Source organism: Moraxella haemolytica (assembly GCF_030177935.1).
Taxonomy (GTDB): Bacteria; Pseudomonadota; Gammaproteobacteria; order Pseudomonadales; family Moraxellaceae; genus Moraxella; species Moraxella haemolytica.
Map to the genome: position 1 here is coordinate 988,918 of NZ_CP089974.1, position 21,500 is coordinate 1,010,417.

The following is a 21,500-nucleotide window of genomic DNA, read 5'->3' on the forward strand; positions in this document are numbered from 1 at the left end:
AGGAAGAAATATGCTTGCCATTACCGCCCTAAAAGCATTTAGCGATAACTATATCTGGGTAATCAGTCAGGACAATCAAGCCATCATCGTTGATCCAGGTGAAGCTACGCCTGTCATCAAACACTTGGCTCAATATCAGCTCAACCCCATCGCCATACTCATCACGCACCACCATGATGACCACATCGGTGGTGTATCAGCCATTCAAGATGTCTATCCAGACATACAGATTATTGCTCATCGTGAGCATGGTCTTGATGGGATATTTGTGGATGAGAGCGACAGATTTGAGTTGCTTGGGGCAGAGTTTACTACATGGCGAACAGCAGGGCATACCGATACGCACCTTTCTTATCTGTGCCAAGCAGATGATAAGTTGCTTGTATTTTGTGGCGATACTTTGTTTAGTGGTGGCTGTGGTCGTGTGTTTACAGGAACGATTAAAGAACTTTATGATAGCATGACTCGCTTTAATCAACTACCGACAGATACACTGTTTTATCCTGCTCATGAATACACACTTGCTAATTTAAGATTTGGTCTGTCAGTATGTACTGATGAATATAAAGATGATATTGCTCACGCCATCAATCTTACCCAAGAAAAGCTGGCACAAGGACAGCCATCACTGCCAACCACGCTTGAGCAGGAAAGACGCATCAATGTCTTTTTGCACACCCATCATGACAATCTTTATGACAGCATTGGTAAAAATCACTCCCAAAAAGACCACTCGGCTTTGGCGGTCTTTACTGCCTTGCGTGAACTAAAAAACAATTTTAGTGGTTGATATTGATTCATGAGTATCGTCTCTCTTACCGCCTTATCTTTTGGCATGTCTATGGATGCGTTTGCCAGTGCAATCGCCAAAGGAGCGACCGATCGTCAGACAACCTTGGTGCAGGCGTTTAAGGCAGGTCTTGTTTTTGGTGTGATTGAAGGTGTTGCCCCTATTATCGGCTGGTTGATTGGTGGCGTTGCCAGTCAATGGTTGTCTTACATTGACCACTGGATCGCTTTTGGTTTATTGCTTTTTCTGGGACTGCGTTTTATTCATGAGGCCGCCACCAAAACACATACACATCATCACACCACCAAGACAAATAAAGGCACTCAAGACAACTTTGGGCTGATGCTAATCACTGCCATTGCTACCAGTATTGACTCTTTGGTTGTGGGTGTGTCGTTGGCATTTTTAAAAGCGAATATATTGTTGGCGGCGACCCTTATTGGTATTGCCACGACCATCATGGCAACTCTTGGGGTGTATCTGGGCAACTGCTTGGGATTTCGCTTTGGTAGGGTGGCGATGTTTATTGGTGGACTGGTGTTGCTTGGTATTGGTAGCACGATTTTGTATAGCCATTTAACAACGCATATATGATATATCGCTAAGCTGTTTTATTATTCCTAACTGTTTTTATCCAACCCTAGCCATATGGAAAAATTAGCAAAATCATGCTATGATGGTGGATTGATGTGGATTTCATATTCACTAAGCATTCTACTTTTATTACATATTGACAAAACCTAATGCGACATATTCCAAAAACCCCCCAAGAAGCCCGCCATGCCCCAAGAAAACGCTTTGGGCAGAACTTTTTGCATGATACCAGTGTCATTCAGCAAATCGTTGCTAGCATCCGCTTGTCTTGTCAGGATAATTTACTAGAAATCGGTCCAGGACTTGGAGCATTAACCGAGCCACTATTGGCGGAGGTGAATGGCATGACGGTCATTGAGCTTGACCGTGATTTGGCAGCTCAGCTCAAAATCAACATTGGTGCAAATAGCCATGCTGATTTTACCATCATCAATGATAACGCCATGCACATTGACTATCGAGCATTGGCAAAACAGATTGGCAAAGGGGAATTTCGTGTTGTAGGCAATTTGCCTTATAACATTTCAACACCGATTTTGTTTAGACTGCTTGAATTTAGTGATGTCATCACGGATATGCACTTTATGCTCCAAAAAGAAGTGGTGGACCGTATCACTGCCGAGCCTAATAGCAAAGAGTATGGGCGATTGTCCGTCATCATGCAATACTGCTGCACAGCAGATTATCTATTGACCGTGCCAAAAGGGGCGTTTAATCCACCACCAAAAGTAACTTCGGCGGTATTTCGTCTAACACCATTTAAGCAAAAACCTTATACCGCTCAAGATGAGGCGTTGTTTGCCATCATTGTTCGTGAAACTTTTAATCATCGTAGAAAAACTTTAAGAGCTATTTTTAAGTCTGTATCTTTGTTGCCTACCTTAGAAGAAGCCGATTTTCAAGATATCGGCATCAGCCCACAAGCACGCCCAGAGTCGCTGTCGGTGGCTGATTTTGTGCGTCTGTCTGATTTGGTAGCTCAAAAGATGGCAACCTTAAAAGAGTAAGGTGGTTTATGACGCATCAAGCATACCAAACTTATCGTCATCAGTATGTCATCGGCGACCTTCAGGGGTGTTTTGGGGCATTTTTAAGCCTACTTAGACAGATAGACTTTGATGAAACCAAAGATAAAATCTGGCTAGCAGGCGATATTGTGGCTAGAGGCGAGGATTCGTTATCTACCCTAAGAGAGGCTAAGCGACTTTCTGACATTGGGGCATTGACTACCGTACTTGGTAATCACGATATCACACTTATTGCAGTGTGGCGTGGCATCATGCCACCCAAGCCAAAAGATAAAACAGCCCCCATCTTTGATGCACCTGATTGTGATGAGTTATTAAACTGGTTGCGCACACAACCACTGCTTGTCTTTCCTAGTGATGAGACGGTGCTGACCCATGCAGGCATACCGCCTAACTGGTCCATTGATGAGGCTAATTCATACGCCAAAGAGCTTCAAACTGCTTTAAGTGGCGATTTGTCAAGCCTAGATAAGCTACTACCAAAACTATACAGCAAAAAAATTGAGCCTTGGCATGATGACATAAAAGGGGCAAAACGCCTAAGACTCATCGCTAATTATCTAACCAGAATGCGTCTTTGTGATAAAAATGGTGTACTTGAATTTGGCTTTAAAGAAGGTTTGCTGGACAAAATGCCGGCTGGATATCGTCCTTGGTTTCTTTGGCACGCCCCAAGAAAAAGAAGGGTGTTATTTGGTCATTGGGCGGCACTGCAAGCAAAAGTTGCCAGTGATGATGTACGATCGCTTGATGGTGGCTGTGTATGGGGTGGTGATTTGGTGGCTTACCGTTTGTCAGATGGTGCTGTTATTCGGCTACAAGCGATGGATATTTAAGTATTGCACCAGAAGCGTTCTAAAAAATATTCCAACCGTTCAGTATAAAAAATGACATAAAAAAGACCTTGCAAGAAGGTCTTTTTTATTAAGCAATTAAGCTTGTAGTGCTTTGATTGCTTTGTTTAGACGGCTCTTATGACGAGCTGCTTTATTCTTGTGAATAACGCCTTTGTCAGCCATACGGTCAATCACAGGAACAGCTTTTTTATATGCTTCGGTAGCTAATTCGTATGATTTTGCTTCAATGGCTGCGTTCACACGCTTGATGAAAGTACGCACCATTGAACGCTGAGAAGCTAGTTGTTGGCGACGCTTGGTATTTTGACGAGCACGTTTACGAGCTTGGGCTGAGTTTGCCATGTTGTATCCTTGAGATAAAATGTTAAGGTGAAATTTAAATATGCTAAGCGTGATAACTCTGGCAGCCACCGAATTATCATTTTTCAAAAGCTCTTATAATAAAAGCCCCTAAAGTAGACACGATGCCTAACATAATAAAGCATGATTTTATCAAAATCTATAAAAATACTCAATAAAAATCAATACTTATCTGAGGATTGGTATATTTTACGGCATTTTTGGGGTATTTGGCAAGACTTTTACATGGGGATAAATATAAATTAAGTCATTTTATGTTAAAATAGGTTGATTGGTGTGTTTTTTTGTTTTATGAAAAGAAAAGCAATTTTAATTGGCAGTTCAAATCAGGTCGGTCAGGTACTCATGCGAGAGCTTGGGGCATTGTATGATACTTTGATTGTCATCACTCGAACACAGCCTTATAGCATCAGAGAAAACACACACATTTATCATGTGCAAAACTTTGATTCTTTATCCAGCATTATTGCCAGTATACCGATTGGTGCTGATACTGATGCGTTTAGCTGTCTTGATATGGATAAAAAAGACGCTGTCAGCTTTGATGAATTTTATCAAGTGAATGTCTTGTTTAATCTGGATTTTGCCAAAAGCTGTTTGGATAAAGGCGTTGCCCGAATGTTTTATTTATCGCAAGCGGGTGTTCATACCCCCAACAAAGACCCAAAGCTCACCGCCAAAGCCGATGTTGAACAACGCTTACAATCACTGGGCTTTGATAAACTTGTGGTCTTTCGTCCACATAAACTTACCTTGCCAAAAAACAAACTCTCCTTAAAAAATGCAAAAAACTTCAGTTTAAGTGCAGGCTTAGCCCTTGGCTTAAATCTTGCTAAAAATACCGTTAAAAGACTAGAGAGTCTTGTCTTGTTGGATAAACAAACTCCCCTTAGTCCCAAACGAGTCGCCACTGCAATGTCTTTGATAGCATATCGCCTACATCAAGACAATAAGCACCATAAGCATTCATCTCATTTTTTGGTATTTAGCCATGATGATATTCATGACTTGACTAAGATGGATAGACACTAGTTGCTGTTTTGATGATTTTGTGAGTAATCAACACTGTAATTCTGGGCTTTTTTGTGTTATTTTTTGTGCGTTTATGATAAAATAGACGCTTGATTTTAAAACGAAAAAAGGGTTTTTTATGACCGATAGCGTAACACCCGTTGGGATTGTTGATGAGTTAAAGCAATCCTACCTTGACTATGCGATGAGCGTCATCGTCTCTCGTGCCTTACCCGATGTACGAGATGGCTTAAAGCCTGTACACCGCCGTGTCATGTACGCCATGCACGAGCTGTCTAATGACTATAATAAACCTTACAAAAAATCTGCTCGTGTCGTGGGCGATGTTATCGGTAAATATCACCCGCATGGCGATACTGCTGTGTATGATGCGATTGTGCGTCTTGCTCAGCCATTTTCTATGCGTTATATGATGGTAGATGGGCAAGGTAACTTTGGTTCGGTAGATGGTGATCCGCCTGCCGCCATGCGTTATACCGAAGTGCGTATGCAAAAGCTGACCCACCAAATGCTTGCTGATCTTGACAAGGATACAGTGGACTGGGAAGATAACTATGATGGCTCTGAAAGAATGCCGTCTGTATTGCCCGCTCGTGTGCCAAACTTGCTTGTCAATGGGGCAACAGGTATTGCAGTAGGTATGGCGACCAACATGGCACCGCACAACCTAACCGAAGTGGTGAATGCTTGCCTTGCTTATGCTGATAACCCCATGATTGAAAAAGATGAGTTGGCTAGCCATATTAGCGGTCCTGATTTTCCTACAGGCGGCACCATCTATGGGCGTAGTGGTATCCGTGATGCCTACATGACAGGCAAGGGACGACTGCACATTCGTGGTCGATATGTCATTGAAAATATGGAAGGGAACTCAAAAGACCGTGAACGCATTGTTTTTACCGAGATTCCTTATCAAGTCAATAAAGCCAAACTCATCGAGCAAATCGCTCAGCTGGTCAATGATAAAAAACTAGACGGCATCACAGGGGTGCGTGATGAATCTGATAAAGAAGGTATGCGGATTGCCATTGATCTAAGGCGTGGTGAAAATGCTGAAGTTGTGGTCAATAATCTGTTTTTACAAACACCCCTAGAATCTAGTTTTAGTATCAATATGGTCGCTCTTGACAATGGGCAGCCACGCTTGATGACCTTGCATAACTTGATAGCAAGCTTCATTCGTCATCGCCAAGAGGTTGTTACCCGCCGTACCATTTTTGAGTTAAATAAAGCCAAAGCTCGTGGGCATCTGCTTGAGGGCTTAACCATTGCCCTTGCCAATATTGATGATATTATTGAAACCATCAAAAAGTCTGCCAATCGTAGCGAGGCTCGTGAGAACTTGCTTGGGCGGATTTGGCAATCAGGTGGTGTGGTCGCCATGCTACAAGCAGCAGGGGCAACATCGGTTCGTCCAGACATCATTGAAGGCGAGGACTTAAACGCACCATTTGGGCTAATCAATAACGATAAGGAATATCGCCTATCGCCTGACCAAATCAATGCCATCTTGGATATGCAACTTCACCGTTTAACAGGCTTGGAGCAGGATAAGCTATCTAAAGAATACCAAGAGATTTTGGGTGAGATTGCTCGTTTGCAGATGATTTTGGCAGATTTTGACAAATTGATGGGCGTGATTAAGGCAGAGCTGATTCAAATCCGTGATGATTTTGGCGATGAACGAAAAACTGATATTGTGGACGCACGAGCTGATTTTAGCCGTGAGGATTTAATCCCAGAACAGACGGTTGTGATGACTGTATCACGCACAGGCTACGCCAAAACCCAGCCAATTGGCGACTACCAAGCCCAAAAGCGTGGCGGTAAGGGTAAATCAGCCACTGCCATGAAAGAAGATGATGTGATTGATCATTTGCTTGTTACTAGCACCCATGCTCATATTTTATGCTTTACTAATACAGGGCGTGTGTTTGGCTTGCGTGGCTTTGAGGTGCCGATTGCTTCTCGTGGCTCAAAGGGAAGACCGCTTGTTAATCTTATCAACATAGAGTCTGATGAGAGCGTAACTGCCATTTTGCCTGTGGAGAGCCTTGCTGATGATGGCAAGTTTGTGTTTTTTGCCACCGCAAGCGGTACAGTCAAGCGTGTGGCATTATCGCAATTTGCTAATTTGCGTGCCAATGGGCTACGAGCCATTGATCTGGTGGATGGCGATACCTTAATTGGGGTGGCAATCACAGACGGCGAACAAGAGATCATGCTGTTCTCTAACGAAGGTAAGGCAATTCGCTTTAAAGAGTCTGTCATTCGTGCCATGGGGCGTACCGCTAAGGGCGTTCGAGGCATTCGTGTCAATTTGCTTGCCAATCTTGGCGTAGCAGGTTTAGATGACGATGAACCTACAGATGACGATACAGATGATACCAATGACGATAGTGTGGTATCCATCAGTCGTGTGGTGTCGTTGGTGGTTGCACCGCAAGCAGGCGAGATTTTGACAGCGTGTGAGAACGGCTATGGCAAACGCACGCCCATTGAAGATTATCCAACCAAAGGGCGCGGCGGTCAAGGTGTAATCGCCATCAAGACATCAGAGCGTAACGGTCAGCTTGTTAAAGCTGTGGCGGTAACTGGCGATGAAGACGTTATTTTGATTTCTGATAAAGGCACGCTCGTTCGCACACCGGTCGCCCAAATCGCTACCGCAGGGCGTAATGCACAAGGCGTTCGTCTCATTCGCATCGGCGAGAGTGAAACGCTTGTGGGGCTTGCGTGTGTGGAGCACGAAGAGCCAAGCGATGATGAGCTAAGCGAAAGTAGTGATGATGGCGAAGTGGTGGAGATTGATCAAGACGGTCAGTAACTAGCAAGGCAAAAAAGGCGGATTGATGTTCGTCTTTTTTGTTTGTAATTTTGTTTTCAACGCCATTAACCATAGGGCCTTGAACTATTCCTTGAAATCTAACTAAATCTATCTTATAATATCCAAATGAATAGATTAATTAGCATCAACGAAGCTTCCAAACAACTTGGCGTGTCCATCTCAACATTACGCAGATGGGACGAAAGTGGTGTGCTTGTTGCCGAAAGAACACCTAAAGGACACAGACGGTACGATATTAGTACAATCAACCCAAACCTACTGCATGGCATAGGCAACAAAGACCGAAAAACCATTGCCTATGCACGAGTATCAAGCCACGACCAAAAGGACGATTTAGAGCGTCAAATCCAAGTTTTAGAACTCTACTGTGCCAAACAAGGCTGGACTTATGAGGTCATCAATGATTTAGGTTCTGGCATGAGCTACCATAAAAAAGGACTTAAACAACTGCTTGACGGTATATTAAACAATGAAATCGGCAGATTGGTTTTAACCCATCAAGACCGCCTATTACGCTTTGGTGCAGAACTTGTCTTTGCTATCTGTGAAGCAAGAAATGTTGAAGTTATCATCATCAATCAAGGCGAAAACCTATCCTTTGAAGAAGAGCTTGCTCAAGATGTGCTAGAAATCATTACGGTATTTTCAGCAAGACTATATGGCTCACGAAGTAAAAAGAATAAAAAACTGCTTGAAGCCGTTAAGGTAGCATTGGAATGACGATTATTCGTGGACACATCATCCGACTTGACCCAACCAATAAACAAGCCACACATTTTAGCAAGGCGTGCGGTATCGCACGTCTAGCCTATAATTGGGCGTTGGCAGAATGGAAAAAGCAATATGAACAAGACAAAAACTACCGTGATGACTGTCAAGCAAACGGCATAACCATTGACGAAAACCGACTTAACAAACCATCACAAGGTAAACTAAGAAAACAACTTAACGCCATAAAACATGAAAAATACCCATTCATGCTAGAAGTAACCAAGTGCAGTCCACAACTTGCTATTATGCAACTAGGCGATGCCTTTAAACGCTTTTTTAAAGGCGAAAGCAAATATCCCCAATTTCGCAAAAAAGGTGTAAATGACCGTTTTAGCCTATCCAACGACCAATTTAAACTCAAAACCATCAATAACAAACCATACATTCAAATCCCAAATTTAGGTTTGGTAAGAATGCGTGAAAACTTACGCCATCAAGGGAAAATTTTATCCGCCAAAGTCTTTAAACAAGGCGAAAAATGGTTTGTCTCAGTTGCCGTTGAACTTGGTGAAATGAACAAACCATTAAACAAAACAGGCGAACAAGTTGGCATAGACTTAGGCATAAGTGATTTAGCCGTATTATCAGACGGCACAAAAGCACAAGCTCCCAAGCCATTAAAAACCAAACTCAAACAATTAAAACGACTAAGCAAACAGCTCAGCCGAAAACAAAAAGGCTCTAAAAATCGTGAAAAAGCGAAAACCAAGCTATCACGATTGCATGACAAAATCAGTTGTATCAGAAAAGACTTTACTCATAAGCTCACAACACAACTTGTCAAAAGTTATGGCGTGATTTGCATTGAAAACCTTAACGTTAAAGGTATGGTTAAAAACCGTCACTTAAGCCGAGCCATTAGCGATTTAGGGTTTTATGAGTTTAAGCGACAGCTGATTTATAAAGCCAACCAATGGGGTAAGACCATCAAAGAATTGGACAGGTTTTATCCAAGCTCTAAAACTTGTTCAAATTGCGGTTTTATGATGACAAAAGAAAACTTGACACTTGCGGTTAGACATTGGATTTGTCCTAGTTGCCATACCAATCATGACCGTGATATTAATGCAAGTATCAATATTTTAAATCAGGCAGATAAGGTTTTAACTTTATCTTAATATTAATCGTTGGTGGGTAAGTTCTATCCCCAACTAAAAACGCCTATGGAGTTGATGTCAGTCCAAGTTCAAACGAATAAGGCAAACAACATTGAAGTAGGAATTAAACGCTAAATTTGCCTTTGGGTAGGTTTAGGTAGGTTTTAAGGAACGGTTTATTAACAACCAACTGTTTGAGTGTTTGCTTTATTTTGAGTATCTTTGGTGGTATATGTATTTTGAAAACAACCAATCAGTAACTAATCAACTACAACAACCTACACAATAACCTTAAATTAAGAGGTATTATGCTGACTTTGCATCATCTAAACCATTCTCGCTCTTTTCGTATTTTGTGGCTACTGTGTGAATTACAGGCGGTATATCATACGCCATTTAATATCATCGTTCATGAACGCAATAAAAATTTTCTTGCACCCAAACAGATGCGAAAAATTCACCCTATGGGTAAAGCACCCATATTGGTGGATGAGGCTCGTCATAAAACCTTGGTGGAATCAGGTTTCATCATTGAGTATCTTTTGAAATATTATGACAATGATTGTCATTTTTTGCCCAATGAGGAGGCATGGGAAGACTATGCCTTTTGGCTACATTTTGGTGAAAGCTCAATGATGCCACCTTTGGTGATGGATTTGGTGATGACTAAAGTAGCCACCAAATCCCCTGTATTGATACGCCCTGTTGCCAAAGCGATTGCCAATAAAATCAAGCACTTGATGATTAAAGACAGTATCTATGACTGCTTTTCTTTGTTAAATCATCATCTGGCAGATAAAGATTGGGTGGCTCATCGTTTTACAGGGGCAGATATTCAGGTGTATTTTGCCGTTAAAGCCCTACAAAGTCGTGGCGGTTTGGTTCAATTTCAACACTTACAAGACTACCTAAGACGCTGTGAAAGTCGCTGTGCTTATCAAAGGGCGGTGGAGCAGGGTGGAGAGCTATTCAGCTAATAAAAATGACAATAAAGAGTGGGTTATGTCTGGTTATTTGATGTGCCATACAACCTAATTTTTGGTAAGATATTCAACAAGGTGAAACAGATTTTTTATCCAAAGCTGTAGCAAGTTTGTCTTTTTGTATTTTATCCCATTGGTTTAGTGCCAGTAGACGGCGTTTATGAATTTCAGATAAGATGATGTGCTTGCTTTGTTCATGTTGCTGTTTAAAAGTCTCCATGAGCATCTGACTTAATAGCTCGTTGGCAAGAGCGGTAATGCCGTCGTGCGACTGCTCGCCCATTTGTCTAAAGAACTCTGCCCAATGATTTGCTAACAGCTCTCTGGTATCTGCTGATAAACTCGCCATGATAAAGTGTGCCTGCTCATTGATGGCGTGCATATCAGCGGTAGGGATAAGGGGGCGAATAATGTCTCTTTGCGATAGTTTGACAAGATTCATAATAATATCGGTTAGTTCCGTCAATGTATCATCGCCCAGACTTCGCCAAGTGGGTAGGGGTGGTAGATGTAGCTGATGCTGTTCAAGTCTATCAATAAAATCCACATGCACATCAATCACGCCTGCTTGTGTCAAAATATGTGTCAATGGATCATCTGCTACAATGTGTGGTGCGTATAGTAGGCATAGGTATAGCAGTAGATTATCATTGGTGGAATGCTGATAATTGGCCTTATCAATAGATTGTCTTTCGCCTGTTTTTTTTGCCCCCAATCTTTGATAAATGTCGTTGTTTAGCCACCATTTAAAACTTGACCCCTTAGGGAATTTGGCAGTCAGCTCTTTTAAAGTTGCCATGGCGGCAGCTTTATTTTCAGGATACCTTACATCGTAGCGACTACTTAGCACACCAAATACATAATCAGAAGTGCTCATCGCCCCATCAATCTCATCTTTCATGGCATCAGCACCATGTGCTTTGATATAGGTATCTGGGTCGTGATTGTCAGGCAAGGTTAAAAATTTGAGCTGTTTGCCGTCAGCAAGTACAGGGGCTGCCACTTCTAAGGCACGCCAAGCGGCACGCTGTCCTGCACCATCGCCATCAAAGCACATGGTTAGTGTATCGTTGTATTTGAGTAGGCTTGCGATTTGCCCTTCGTTGGCGGCTGTTCCCATCGGTGCAACCGCACCATAGATGCCTGCTTGATGCAAGGCGATGACATCCATGTAACCTTCAACCATGATATAACTGTTTGCTCGAGCCTGACGAGCTTCGTATAGACCGTACAACACAAACTGCTTTTGAAAAACAGGCGATTCTGATGAATTGATGTATTTTGGCATCTCATCACCAAGCGAACGCCCTGCAAAACCTACCACTCGTCCTTGCCTATCCTTAATGGGAAATATCACTCTGTCTCGTAATAGGTTAAAATCTCGCCCTTTTTGGGAGGTGCGAACCAAACCAAGCAGTCTTAATCCTTCAATATCATGCGGAAAATTTTCTTCTAAGTGTTGCCAGCCTGAGGGTGCGTAGCCCAGTTCAAATGTGGCAATGGTCTCATGACTTAGCCCTCGAGAGGCAAAATATGCCATTGCTGATGGTGTATTGTGCAGTTGGTGCTGATAATAACGACAGATATTGCCTAGCAGAATGTACAAGTCGCCTTGTTCATCTGTTTCTTGTGGTGTATTAAGGCTTTGATGGGCTTGGTATGGGTCATATTGCTCATACATTGCATGAAGTTCTTGCCCATCATGCCAAGCGAATTCATCATCACGATGAGATAAATCATGTACACCTAATGCCTGCTCATGGGGTTGGCTAGGCAAGATTGCCATACTGCCACTGGGCATTGGCAAAGCAGAAGGGGTTTGGGCTGGTTTTTTGTTGGTTTTTTTATATTTGATGGATTGGTCAAAAGTCTCATCTTTGGGTAAATCAATGCCAGTCTGTTCAGACAAAGCATTGACTGCCTCCATGAAGCTCATGCGTTCAAAATCTTTTAAAAAAGTAACAGGGTTGCCCTTAGCACCGCAACCAAAGCAATAATACAGATTGGATTCAGGGTTTACATAAAATGATGGTGTTTTTTCGCCATGAAAAGGGCAACAGCCCTTGAACTCACGCCCTGCAGGTTTTAGGGTTGTATGACGGCGTATCATGCCCACAAGGTCGGCTTGACTGTTGATTTGCTCAATAATAGACTCTGGAATACGCATACACCACCTAAAATGACAATCAATCCCATAGTTGCTATGGGATTGATATGATTTATCTAGCCATATTTGACCATTTTTGCTTGCCTGTTTATTTGCAAGGTTTAAGCGTGAATGGGCGTTATTGTGCCAAGCTGTCGGCATCTGATGGCAGTGCCAAATTTACCGCTTGACGAATCAGCTGTGTGCGTGTCTCGCCTGTGTAATCACTACTGGCTTGCTCAAATTTATCTTTGTTTTGCCCAAGTTTACCAAAGCTAATCATTGACAAGGTTCGCTTGCCCCATGATGTTGCTGCTTGATTTGGCAGACGCACGCCACCTTGATTGTCTAGATACTGTGGGTAATTGATTTGTAGTAGAGTTTTGTACTGATTGGCAGTATCAGTCATGCCAAGCTTATGATAGCTGTACGCCATGATGGCGATTGCTTCAGGAGTCGCCTCTGATTGTGGGTAATATTGAAATACCCATTTGGCACGGTTGGCAGCGGCAAGATAAGCATCACGCTTAATGTACCAACGAGCTGCTGTCAGCTCATGTTCAGCGAAGTCATTATATAGAGCAATCATACGCTGAGCGGCGTCTGGGGTGTATGGGCTGTTTGGGTAGTTGCTGACTAAGGCTTGAAAATCACGAAATGCCAAACGCAACCAAGAAGTATCACGCTGAGACTGATCCATTTTAAATAGACGAGATGCCTTTGGCGAGCCACCCATGTGTGTTACACCTTGTGTGTACAGTGCATAGTCAATGTGGCGACTGATTGGATACGCTTTGATGAACTCCTCAGTACTTTGTGTTACCGCTTCAAAGTCATTGGCTTGATATTGAGCATACATTAAATCAAGTAACGCTGATTCTGCATAGCGACTGGTTGGATAAAAAGTGCGAATGTTATTTAATGCAGTGATGGCTTCACGATAGCGTTTGTTTGTCAAAGCGTCTTGGGCATCTTGATAGTACTCAACAGCAGACTTCTCTGCGGTAGCGACCACCTGCTCTTTTTTGCCAACAGCATTTTTTAATGTGGTACAGCCACTAACGGCAATACTGCCTGTGATAAGTGCTGCCAATAGTTTTAATTGTAGTGATGATTTCATAATGTCCTCGTGGTCTGTATTGTATTAAGTGCAAATGACAATTTTTTCATAAATTTGGGCTAGTTTACCACAATTTTCAATAAAAAAAACCCATCATTACTTTTCGCCATCATTTTACTAACAAAATCTTAGAAAAATCACAAGAAAAAAAAGCATAAATGTGCTAAAGTATTTAGTCATTTTTTAATTGCAAGCAACCACCATGACCACCACCGCCATGTCGCCTGATACCGATGGCGAATTTGAGTTTGATGATCATCAGCCACAAAAACGCATTGAGCTTAGCCATACCGTCTGTGAAAATGAACTAGGCATGAGATTAGATAAGCTAACAGCCACCGTGTTTGCCGACTTTTCACGCATGCAGCTACAGACATTCATTGAAAGCAAGCAACTGCTTGTCAATGACACCCTTCAAAAGCCAAAATATCGTGTCAAGTTGGGCGATGTGTTGCATCTTAGTGCCGTCATTGAGGATCATTCTAGCGATTTTCCAGAGAATATCGCCATTGAGGTGGTTTATGAAGATGATGAAGTGATTGTCATTAATAAGCCTGCCGGCATGGTTGTGCATCCAGGTGCAGGGAATCGAACAGGCACACTTGTCAATGCTTTATTGTATCATTATCCCGATAACGCCCATCTACCTAGGGCGGGGTTGGTGCACCGCATCGATAAAGATACAACAGGATTATTGGTTGTCGCTCGTACCAAGCCCACACAACTACACTTAATCGATCAGCTCAAGGATAAGAGTGTCTATCGCCACTACCAATGTATCTGCCAAGGCGTACCAAGCGATATTTTGCGTCATAGTACCATTGACCTTCCTATCGCTAGGCATCCGACACAGCGTACCAAGATGGCGGTACGAGATGGTGGCAAGCCTGCCATGACGCACATTATTAAGGCAACGGCATTAAACGACAGATATAGCTTGCTTGATGTTACCCTAAAAACAGGACGCACGCATCAAATCCGTGTGCATTTGTCGCATTTGGGCTTTGCTTTAGTGGGGGATAAAGTCTATGGTCAGCCCATCAAATCAGGTCTGTCTGATGAATGTCGCCAAGCCATAAAAAACTTCACTCGTCAGGCATTACACGCCTATAGGCTTGGTTTTATTCACCCAAAAACAAGAGAAGCAATGCAGTTTTATGCCCCATTGCCTAGCGACATGACCGACCTGATTGATACCTTAATGCAGCAGTAGCAAACACCATGACCACCTACGCCACAGGCACAGCATACAGCGACCCAGTACTTATCCTACACCATACACCACAAATTTTGGTGGCACAAAGCACGGCAGGAGCGTTTGAGAAATTCGCCAAAGATGACATTTATGGGCAGTTTAACCTCGCCTTGCATGTCAAAGATGACCCTAAACAGGTTTTGTCTCATCGTGCGACTTTTTTGAGAATATTAAAAGAGTATGGTGTGCATACCATTCATTGGCTTAATCAGACGCACAGCGATGTTGTGGTGAATGTTGATGAATGTTCGCCATCTATCCATGCTAGATGTGCTGATGCACTGATCGGTACACAGATAGGGCAAGCACTTGCTATCATGACGGCAGATTGTGTGCCGATTGTGATTTTTGGCGATGATAAGCATAATGACAACCAGACACCCATCGCCTGTGTGCATGCAGGCTGGCAGGGGTTGACTAACGGCATCATTAAAAATACGCTCTCTTGTATGCGACAAAAACAACCGCATCTAACCTACCGTGCCATTATTGGTGCTCATATTCGCCAGTCATCTTATCAAATCACTCGCACGCTTGGTAATGACATCATTACAAGCATACATCAAAAACAGCTCACTGCCTTTGATGTTGATGCTTTATATCACACCATCATCAAAGATAGTACCGATGATGCCAAATGCCTAATTGATCTAAACAGGCTTGCTCAATTACAGCTAAGCCATTTGGGGGTTGAGGTCATAGGTGGCGATGTGCCATGCACTTATCAAGACCCACGCTTTTACTCATACCGTGCCCAGACCCACGCCAATAAGCCATCAACAGGACGAATGGCGATGGTGGTGGTTAAGCTGATTTGACAATAATCTAAAACAACCGATTATTGGACAGTTTAAATCAACAATTCACTTAAGCAAGGCACTTGCATCAAAACCAGCTTTCTAATAGATAAAACTTGGTCAAGCCGGTGTATTTTTTAGCATCAGACTTATTTTTGATGAGTGAATTTGTTGGACTTAACATCAATGGTTGGTCGCCTGCCATCACATGGGAGTTGTCAAGCATGGCTTGTTGAGTGGCATTGGGCTTTAGGGTAACAGGAAGGGGGCTTCTGGTTACTTGAATGTGCTGACATCCTGTTAATACCAAAACAGTCAAGATTGCCAATAATATCCGAACAATAGCCATGTGTTTCATCTTATGCCTTTTGATTGGGATTGGCGATATGGGCTAAATGGGCTGAAAAGTACGCTAAGTTTGGCTGTGCCAAAAAGCATGGGTGCGATAAGTGGTTTGGTGTTAGCCATAGATAAAATCCTAGCAGGTGTGTTTTGTTTTGATGAAATCACTGTGGTTGATATATTTCATGGTTATCGCTAAACAAGCTAAGGCATACCAACCGCCCCTAATATCACCGTCATTGTCTTGGTCAGCCCTGCAACTTCACTAAACGGGGTAGCATCATAAATGGCGGCAATCGCATTAGAAGCCAACGCTTGGTCGTCGCCCACCACCTTAACTTGGGTAACATTACCCGCTTCATCAAGATATATGGTCAGTTTGATTTGTTGATCGCCAATGTTAGCATATCGCTCCCATGCCTGTATCATGCGTGCGGTTGCTTGTATGGAGGCTTGTTTGGCATCTTGACCACTTGGGAGTTGATTGATGTGGGTTGTCTGATTATGCTGGGCGGTGTCATCTTGAGTGCCATCAAAAAGCTGTGCATCATCAAAAGTGGCAGTATTCATCTCTTTGTGTATATCATCATGCTCGGTGGCAATCTTATTATCTATCTTCTGCGGATTTTGCCAAGTATTTGCCATCTTGGGCGGTGATGACCTAAGTCTTGATTGCCCATCCTTATGATGATGAGTGGTTTTTTGTTGATGGGAGGTCGCATGGCGTTGGTTGATTTGTACGGCTTGGTTATTGGACAGGATTTGAGCTTCTAGCACACGAATGGTTGGCTTAGTATCCATTATTGACCGAATAACATTCTTATTGGATAAAACAACAACAATCACAAACATATGCACAACCACCACCATCAAGACGATGACAAGCACCCATAATGGTCTGATGGGTTGAGCTTGACTGGTTGAAGATTGGGAGATGTTCATATCAATTATAAAAAATACTGCTTACATATCTTAGCATAATTTTTTACTACATTTTTTATTACATTTAAAAAACAGTCTTAAAAATGCTATTTTTTTATTAGTCATTTTACGCCATCTTGTACCTAATCCTGCCAATCTTACCAGACAAGTTTGCACACAAGATAAAAGTGCATTACAATAATCATTTTAAGTAGCCAAACTGCCACTTTATATTCACCATTATTTAATATAGCAACATAAAACATAGCCATCATTTAGCATCACTGTATTTGATGCCACTATTTCATTAACAGTTCATCATCAATCACACCTTATGAATCCATCATCCATATTAAGCAAAGACCGTCATTATCTATATCGTTTAGCCCAAGAAATCAAAAACACACATGGCGATGATCAGTCTGCCAAACAAGCCAGATATGACGAAATATTAAACCGTTCCCATGCTGCTTTTTTAAAAAGACAATCCGCCATTCCCAAAAATTTGGACGAACTTTTAAATCATGACCTGCCTGTTACCAAAGAAGCAGATATGCTCATTAACGCCATCAAGGACAATCAGGTCATCATCGTAGCAGGGGAGACAGGCTCAGGCAAGACCACGCAGTTGCCAAAACTTGCCATGCTTGCCGGTCGTGGTATCGCAGGGCAAATCGGACACACACAACCACGCCGTCTAGCCGCTCGCTCGGTGGCAAGTCGCATTGCAGAGGAGTTGGGCGAGCCTTTAGGGCAGACCGTGAGTTTTAAAGTGCGGTTTACCGAAGAGGGTGGTCAACACAGCATTGTCAAGCTAATGACAGATGGCATCTTGCTAGCTGAACTTGGCTCGGACAGATTTTTGACTCGATACGATACCATCATCATTGACGAAGCACATGAACGCAGTCTTAATATTGATTTTATTTTGGGTTATTTAAAGAGTCTGCTCCCCAAACGACCAGATTTGAAAGTCATCATCACTTCTGCCACGCTAGATACTGAGCGGTTTGCCAATTACTTTGCCAAAGAGGGTAAGCCTGCACCTGTATTTAGTGTAGAAGGCAGAAGCTACCCTGTGGAGATACGCTATCGTCCTTTGACAGACCAGATTGTTCTAAGTCATGATGACGATGCCTTTGATGAGATAGAAGATGCCCTACCTCGAGCTTTGACAGCAGCGGTTACTGAGTGTTTTGACGATGCTGCCAAAAAAGGGCATCCTCACCAAGCCGATATACTAATCTTTGCCAGTACTGAAGCACAGATTCGTGAGCTTGGTGAAATTTTGACCACTCATGCACCGCCACATACCGAGATTTTACCGCTATTTGCTCGCCAAAGTTTTGCTGAACAGCAAAGAATCTTTCACCACACAGGCAAAGGGCGACGCATCATCATCGCCACCAATGTCGCTGAGACTGCTCTTACTGTCCCTAATATTCGTTATGTGATTGATTTGGGTTTTGCACGCATCAGCCGCTATAATTATCGTTCTCGTATTCAAAGACTGCCCATTGAGGCCGTCAGTCAGGCTGCTGCCAACCAAAGAGCAGGACGATGCGGTCGTATTGGTCATGGCGTGTGTATTCGTCTGTATTCTGAAGAGGATTTTTATGCTCGTTTAGAATTTACTGAGCCTGAGATTTTGCGTACTAATTTGGCCAGTGTGATTTTGCAGATGACTCAGTTAAATCTAGGTGATGTGGCAGAGTTTGATTTTATTACACCGCCTGATTTTCGCCTTGTCAATGACGGCAAAAAACTACTCCTTGAGCTTGGGGCAATTACTGATATCCCCACAAAAACCGCCATCAAAAAACGCAAGTCCACACCGACCAAGCTGACCAAGATAGGTCAAATTATGGCAAAAATGCCCATCGATCCAAGACTTGCTAGAATGCTCATTGCTGGCAATCATTTTGATTGTTTGGCGGATATGCTCATCATTGTCTCTGCACTTGCGGTACAAGATGTGCGTGAAAGACCGATTAACAAACAATCGCAAGCCGACCAAAAGCACGCCTTGTTCCGCCGTGAACATTCAGATTTTTTGTTTTATTTAGAGCTTTATCAGGCATTGTTTGGACTGCATGAGACCAATGACCATCAGTTACTAAGCACCAATGCACGCCGTAATTTTGCCAAAAAACATTATCTTAGCTTTACTCGTATCCGTGAATGGCAAAAGACGCATGAACAGTTGTCATCTATGATGGCAGAATTGGGCTTTGAAATTAAGCCGGCACAAGCCGAGCTGAAGGCTAGTGGTAACGACAGCATAACCAAGATTGACACCAAAAAAGGCGTTAGACTATCTTTGGATAAAAATAAAAAGCACAAAAAATCCAAACAAGCCAGTCTATCCGCCCTAAAAGGCATCAGTAAGCAAGGCATACCTGACCAAACCGCCCTAGATTACTCCAATATTCATCGAGCTTTATTAACCGCCTTATTGTCTTTTGTGGCACACAAAACTGATGTCATGGGAGAGTATCTCATGGCTCGTAGCCAAAAAGCACGCATATTTCCAGCTTCCACTTTGCACAAAAAAGGTGTGGACTGGCTTATGGCGTTTGAGGTGGTGGAAACTTCTCAGGTCTATATGCGATGCAATGCCAAGATTGAACCTGAATGGATCGTGGTGGCGGCAGACGGTTTGTTAAAATATCATTATTTTGAGCCACATTGGTCAAAAAAAGTAGGGCGAGTGCGTGCTTATATGCAAATCAGTCTTTTCGGGCTTGTTATTGTTGCCAAAGAGCTGACCAATTATGAGCCTGTAGATATCGAGCATGCACGAGAGATTTTCATTCGTGATGCACTTGTGGGGGATAATTACGGTTTTAATGCCAAATTTCTTAGCCACAATACCGCTAAAATCAAAGATGTTGAACGCATTGAGGATAAGTTGCGTCGTCGAGATTTATTGGTTGATGAAGAAAGGCTTTATCAATTTTATGATGAAAAAATCCCAAAACACATCGCCAGTCGCAAGGCTTTTGAAGAATTTTATCATGAAAAAGCCAATGACGACCCAAACTATCTATTCTTTGGTGATGACGATGTTCTCACTCAAAGCATTGATACCAATCAGGATTTTCCAGAAACATGGCAAATGGGCACAATCAAGCTACCATTGTCTTATGTATTTGACCCAAACTCCGATGATGATGGCGTAACGGTGCGAGTACCCATTAAGGCACTATCCCAGATTGATTCAGTTGCACTGCTTTGGGGGATTGCAGGGTGGCGATATGAGTTGGTACTACAGCTGTTAAAGACCTTACCCAAAGAGCTACGCCGTCAAATCGTTCCCATTCCTGATACTACGGATAAGATTTTTGACCAGTTAAACGCTGATGGCAGAACAGGACTTCTTGACCAGATTTGTCAAAACCTGCTAAGACTGGGCGTGCGTGTTGTGCCTGCCGACTTTGATCCTAGTAAAGTGGATAATTACCTACGACCGCTCATCTGTGTGGTTGATGACAAAAACCATGTCATTGAAAAAAGCCGAGATTTGGCACGATTAAAAGCACGCCATACCACAACCATTCGCCAAGAAGTGATGGTGGAAGAAGGGTTGCATCATGATTTTCCTGAGCATTTTAATTTTGTGAGAAATAAGCACAGTGCTGGCGTGGTCATGCAAGAATTTTCAGCACTAAAAGCCGATAAAACAGGCGTGGCGGTATCCATCGCCCAGTTTACTGAGTTAAAGTCAGCGCTCAATACGCATCAAGCAGGCGTGCTATCGCTTATTAAAGCCAAACTAGGTGCCAAACAAAAACAACTCACAGGACAGATTGATAAAGCATTTAAGCTGTCATTTGCACCGCTTGGCGACCTTGAGAAGCTAAAAACTTTGGTCGTTGATGCAACCTTGCAAGCATGCCTTCATGACCATGCTCCTGCCTTTATGGATGATAGCCAAAGTGTCCGTGAGCATATTGACGCACTCATTGATGATGAGACTGCGTGGCTGTCAGAACATTTGCCTTTTAACAAGACAGAATTTGATTTAACTAAAGACAAATTACTAACAGAGTTTTTATTAACAGGGCAGTCCACTTTAAAGACCTTAAAAGACATCTACATCAGTTGGCAGAGTGCTCGAGGCAAGCTACTCATGCTTGATCGTGAGATTTTTGGTGAGAGTATTGAAGATATCGAGGATCAGCTAGATGATTTGAGTTTGTCTGATTTTATCTATCGTACCGATGTGGATCATTGGCGAGAATACCCCCGCTACTTACAAGCACTTAATATTCGCCTAGATAGATTGGTACACAACCTAGATGCCGACCTTGATGGGGTGTATCTGCTTGATGTACACATGGAACGCCTTGCCAATCGAGTACACGACCCCAAGGTAAGCGACTATCGTTGGGCGGTAGAAGAGTATCGCATCAATCTATTTGCCCAACCCATGAAAACTAAGTTTGCCATTTCAGAAAAACGCCTAGAAAAACTATGGGTCAGTCTAAATACAAAGTAGCAGGGCAAAAAATACATCAAATACATCATGGGTGAAAAAATGTTCACTAATTTTTGAA

Annotated in this window: 18 protein-coding genes; 13 read left to right on the plus strand and 5 right to left on the minus strand. The window is 42.7% G+C overall.

The features are described 5' to 3' along the window. The first annotated feature begins 10 nt into the window (after positions 1-10). From gloB to LU276_RS04685, 4 genes are all read left to right on the plus strand, one after another. Complete coding sequence (gene gloB / locus LU276_RS04670) at positions 11-790, plus strand: hydroxyacylglutathione hydrolase (protein ID WP_284674477.1); 780 nt, start codon at positions 11-13, stop codon at positions 788-790. Between the two features lie 9 nt (positions 791-799). Continuing rightward, positions 800-1,384: a manganese efflux pump MntP gene (locus LU276_RS04675; RefSeq protein WP_284674478.1), complete on the plus strand. Its 585-nt coding sequence runs from the start codon at positions 800-802 to the stop codon at positions 1,382-1,384. A gap of 149 nt (positions 1,385-1,533) precedes the next feature. Further along, positions 1,534-2,391: a 16S rRNA (adenine(1518)-N(6)/adenine(1519)-N(6))-dimethyltransferase RsmA gene (gene rsmA, locus LU276_RS04680; RefSeq protein WP_284674479.1), complete on the plus strand. Its 858-nt coding sequence runs from the start codon at positions 1,534-1,536 to the stop codon at positions 2,389-2,391. Between the two features lie 8 nt (positions 2,392-2,399). Beyond that, positions 2,400-3,248, plus strand: coding sequence for a symmetrical bis(5'-nucleosyl)-tetraphosphatase (locus tag LU276_RS04685; RefSeq protein WP_284674480.1), 849 nt, complete (start codon positions 2,400-2,402; stop codon positions 3,246-3,248). 96 nt (positions 3,249-3,344) lie between these two features. On the opposite strand, the gene rpsT is transcribed toward LU276_RS04685, so the two are convergent. Then, complete coding sequence (gene rpsT, locus LU276_RS04690; RefSeq protein WP_284674481.1) at positions 3,345-3,611, minus strand: 30S ribosomal protein S20; 267 nt, start codon at positions 3,609-3,611, stop codon at positions 3,345-3,347. Positions 3,612-3,920: 309 nt separating this feature from the next. Between rpsT and LU276_RS04695 the strand changes: the two genes are divergently transcribed. From LU276_RS04695 to LU276_RS04715, 5 genes are all read left to right on the plus strand, one after another. Continuing rightward, on the plus strand, positions 3,921-4,661 hold the full coding sequence (locus tag LU276_RS04695; RefSeq protein WP_284674482.1) for a Rossmann-fold NAD(P)-binding domain-containing protein: 741 nt from the start codon (positions 3,921-3,923) through the stop codon (positions 4,659-4,661). A gap of 118 nt (positions 4,662-4,779) precedes the next feature. After that, on the plus strand, positions 4,780-7,488 hold the full coding sequence (gene gyrA / locus LU276_RS04700; protein WP_284674483.1) for a DNA gyrase subunit A: 2,709 nt from the start codon (positions 4,780-4,782) through the stop codon (positions 7,486-7,488). A 126-nt stretch (positions 7,489-7,614) separates the two neighbouring features. After that, the gene (locus tag LU276_RS04705; RefSeq protein WP_284673746.1) at positions 7,615-8,229 is read left to right on the plus strand and encodes an IS607 family transposase; all 615 of its coding nucleotides are present in this window, start codon (positions 7,615-7,617) and stop codon (positions 8,227-8,229) included. Continuing rightward, positions 8,226-9,398, plus strand: coding sequence for an RNA-guided endonuclease InsQ/TnpB family protein (locus LU276_RS04710; protein ID WP_284673747.1), 1,173 nt, complete (start codon positions 8,226-8,228; stop codon positions 9,396-9,398). Before LU276_RS04705 ends, LU276_RS04710 begins: the two co-directional genes overlap by 4 nt. A 287-nt stretch (positions 9,399-9,685) precedes the next feature. Beyond that, positions 9,686-10,354 carry a glutathione S-transferase gene (locus LU276_RS04715; RefSeq protein WP_284674484.1) on the plus strand — a complete coding sequence of 223 codons (669 nt, stop codon included), beginning with the start codon at positions 9,686-9,688 and terminating at the stop codon, positions 10,352-10,354. Between the two features lie 73 nt (positions 10,355-10,427). Here the strand turns inward: LU276_RS04715 and LU276_RS04720 are convergent, their stop codons facing one another. Both LU276_RS04720 and LU276_RS04725 read right to left on the minus strand, forming a co-directional pair. Beyond that, positions 10,428-12,527 (minus strand): DNA primase, encoded by a 2,100-nt coding sequence (locus LU276_RS04720; RefSeq protein ID WP_284674485.1) that lies wholly within the window; start codon positions 12,525-12,527, stop codon positions 10,428-10,430. A 118-nt stretch (positions 12,528-12,645) separates the two neighbouring features. Further along, positions 12,646-13,626 (minus strand): outer membrane protein assembly factor BamD, encoded by a 981-nt coding sequence (locus tag LU276_RS04725; protein ID WP_284674486.1) that lies wholly within the window; start codon positions 13,624-13,626, stop codon positions 12,646-12,648. A 202-nt stretch (positions 13,627-13,828) separates the two neighbouring features. On the opposite strand from LU276_RS04725, the gene LU276_RS04730 reads away from it, so the two are divergent. Together LU276_RS04730 and LU276_RS04735 are read left to right on the plus strand one after the other, a co-directional pair. Next, positions 13,829-14,839 carry an RluA family pseudouridine synthase gene (locus LU276_RS04730; protein WP_418001279.1) on the plus strand — a complete coding sequence of 337 codons (1,011 nt, stop codon included), beginning with the start codon at positions 13,829-13,831 and terminating at the stop codon, positions 14,837-14,839. 8 nt (positions 14,840-14,847) lie between these two features. Then, on the plus strand, positions 14,848-15,699 hold the full coding sequence (locus LU276_RS04735) for a purine nucleoside phosphorylase YfiH/LACC1 family protein (protein WP_284674487.1): 852 nt from the start codon (positions 14,848-14,850) through the stop codon (positions 15,697-15,699). Between the two features lie 67 nt (positions 15,700-15,766). Here the strand turns inward: LU276_RS04735 and LU276_RS04740 are convergent, their stop codons facing one another. Then, a complete protein-coding gene (locus LU276_RS04740; protein WP_284674488.1) occupies positions 15,767-16,036 on the minus strand; it encodes a lipoprotein in 270 nt (89 codons plus the stop codon). Between the two features lie 3 nt (positions 16,037-16,039). On the opposite strand from LU276_RS04740, the gene LU276_RS04745 reads away from it, so the two are divergent. Beyond that, positions 16,040-16,219 carry a hypothetical protein gene (locus tag LU276_RS04745; RefSeq protein ID WP_284674489.1) on the plus strand — a complete coding sequence of 60 codons (180 nt, stop codon included), beginning with the start codon at positions 16,040-16,042 and terminating at the stop codon, positions 16,217-16,219. Positions 16,220-16,224: 5 nt separating this feature from the next. Here the strand turns inward: LU276_RS04745 and LU276_RS04750 are convergent, their stop codons facing one another. Next, on the minus strand, positions 16,225-16,962 hold the full coding sequence (locus LU276_RS04750; protein ID WP_284674490.1) for a hypothetical protein: 738 nt from the start codon (positions 16,960-16,962) through the stop codon (positions 16,225-16,227). Positions 16,963-17,275: 313 nt separating this feature from the next. Here LU276_RS04750 and hrpA point away from each other — a divergent pair, with 313 nt between their 5' ends. Further along, complete coding sequence (gene hrpA / locus LU276_RS04755; protein ID WP_284674491.1) at positions 17,276-21,442, plus strand: ATP-dependent RNA helicase HrpA; 4,167 nt, start codon at positions 17,276-17,278, stop codon at positions 21,440-21,442. The last annotated feature ends 58 nt before the right edge of the window (positions 21,443-21,500 follow it).